Here is a 1734-nt window from a genome sequence, read left to right on the forward strand (position 1 = left end):
CGGATGGTTGACGCCCCTCGCAAGGGGGTCGGGACTCCTTAGAAAGGAGGTGATCCAGCCGCACCTTCCGGTACGGCTACCTTGTTACGACTTCGTCCTAATCGCCAGCCCCACCTTCGACCACTCCCTCCGGTAAACCGGTTAGGCCGCAGGCTTCGGGTGTTGCCAACTTTCATGACGTGACGGGCGGTGTGTACAAGGCCCGGGAACGCATTCACCGCAGCGTTGCTGATCTGCGATTACTAGCGACTCCACCTTCATCGAGTCGAGTTGCAGACTCGAATCCGAACCAAGACCGGCTTTACAGGGATTCGCTCCACCTCACGGTATCGCAACCCGCTGTACCGGCCAATGTAGCATGCGTGAAGCCCTAGACATAAGGGGCATGATGACTTGACCTCATCCCCACCTTCCTCCGAGTTAACCCCGGCAGTCTCCCGTGAGTCCCCAACTGAATGCTGGCAACACGGGATAAGGGTTGCGCTCGTTGCGGGACTTAACCCAACATCTCACGACACGAGCTGACGACAGCCATGCACCACCTGTCACCCAGTCCGAAGAGGCCTCTATCTCTAGAGGTTTCCGGGTGATGTCAAACCTAGGTAAGGTTCTTCGCGTTGCATCGAATTAATCCGCATGCTCCGCCGCTTGTGCGGGCCCCCGTCAATTCCTTTGAGTTTTAGCCTTGCGGCCGTACTCCCCAGGCGGGGCGCTTAATGCGTTAGCTACGGCACAGAATCAACCAACGTGACCCCACACCTAGCGCCCACCGTTTACAGCATGGACTACCAGGGTATCTAATCCTGTTCGCTCCCCACGCTTTCGCTCCTCAGCGTCAGAACAATCCCAGAGATCCGCCTTCGCCACCGGTGTTCCTCCACATATCTGCGCATTTCACCGCTACACGTAGAATTCCGATCTCCCCTAATTGCCTCAAGTCGACCCGTATCCACCGCAAAACCCCGGTTAAGCCGAGGCCTTTCACGGCGGACGCAATCAACCGCCTACGAGCCCTTTACGCCCAATAAATCCGGACAACGCTCGCGCCCTACGTCTTACCGCGGCTGCTGGCACGTAGTTAGCCGGCGCTTATTCAACCACTACCGTCAACCAGGCGAATACCTGGCCTTCGTGGTGGATAAAAGAGGTTTACAACCCGAAAGCCGTCATCCCTCACGCGGCGTCGCTGCATCAGGCTTGCGCCCATTGTGCAAAATTCCCCACTGCTGCCTCCCGTAGGAGTCTGGGCCGTATCTCAGTCCCAATGTGACCGACCGCCCTCTCAGGCCGGCTACCCGTCAAAGCCTTGGTGCGCCACTACCGCACCAACAAGCTGATAGGCCGCGGGCCCCTCCCCAACCGCAAAAACTTTCCACCACCAACCATGCGGAAGGTGGTCGTATCCGGTATTAGCCGCCGTTTCCAACGGTTATCCCAGAGATGGGGGCAGGTTACCCACGTGTTACTCACCCGTTCGCCACTCGAGTACCCGCAAGCGGGCCTTTCCGTTCGACTTGCATGTGTGAAGCACGCCGCCAGCGTTCGTCCTGAGCCAGGATCAAACTCTCCAACAAAAACCTGTTGCGCACCACAACCTTACGGCTATGGCGACTTTGGTATGTGTCGAAGCATGTCCTGACCGATTTTCAACGGGACACCAAGCAAGTGTCCCAAGGAAAAGACAGTCAAAAACAGTACCAACCAAGAACCGCCGAAACCTTGTCCAGCGACCTC

1 rRNA gene is annotated in these 1734 nt (G+C 57.4%); it reads right to left on the minus strand.

The window, feature by feature from the left end:
* Nucleotides 1-42 precede the first annotated feature (42 nt).
* A 16S ribosomal RNA gene (locus O2L01_RS25540) occupies nt 43-1574 on the minus strand.
* Nucleotides 1575-1734 lie beyond the last annotated feature (160 nt).

Origin of the sequence: Glycomyces lechevalierae (assembly GCF_027622945.1) — a bacterium.
Lineage (GTDB): Bacteria > Actinomycetota > Actinomycetes > Mycobacteriales > Micromonosporaceae > Glycomyces > Glycomyces rutgersensis.